Source organism: Vibrio sp. 1249-1, assembly GCF_033340495.1.
Genome location: NZ_JAWOWJ010000858.1, coordinates 1 through 584, shown reverse-complemented (window position 1 = coordinate 584; position 584 = coordinate 1). Strand labels below are relative to the sequence as shown.

The 584-nt window shown below is 47.1% G+C and carries 1 protein-coding gene; it reads right to left on the bottom strand.

All coding sequences use genetic code 11. From position 1 onward, the window contains the following. Nucleotides 1-584: Bcr/CflA family multidrug efflux MFS transporter (locus R7Z50_RS29320; RefSeq protein ID WP_318149991.1), on the bottom strand; the 584-nt coding region annotated here is incomplete at both ends.

Here is a 584-nt window from a genome sequence, read left to right as displayed (position 1 = left end):
AACAACCCAAAACGAAGCATGGCATGAGAGCCCACTTTTTTCACCAAACGACCGTTAATGCTGGTCATGATGATCATCGCCACAATGTTCAAACCGAATAAGTAACCAAATTGGTCAGGTCGAACACCGTATAAATCAATATAAACAAACGAACCCGCAGTTAGGAATGCAAACATCCCCGAAAACGAGAATGCACCAGACAACATCAAGCCCAACGCTTCAGAACTTGAACACAAACGGGCGTAGTTTTTTAATGTGGTGCGAAAACGCAGTGGTTGACGATTTTCTGGTTTTAGCGTCTCCGGAATTTTCCAAAACACCAACAGAATGACAACCACAGCAAAGATAGCCAGCACCCAAAAGATAGAACGCCATCCAAACCAAATCGCAAGGTGACCGCCAATCATCGGCGCAACCAACGGGGCAATCGTGATAACTAATGTGACGAAAGACATTGCGCGCGCAAAGTCTTCACGGTCAAACATGTCACGCACCACAGCTTGAATAATGACCGCCGCAGCCGCACCAGCAAAACCTTGGGCGGTACGAACATAGGTTAACGCATCAATGCCGTTTGTGGTCGC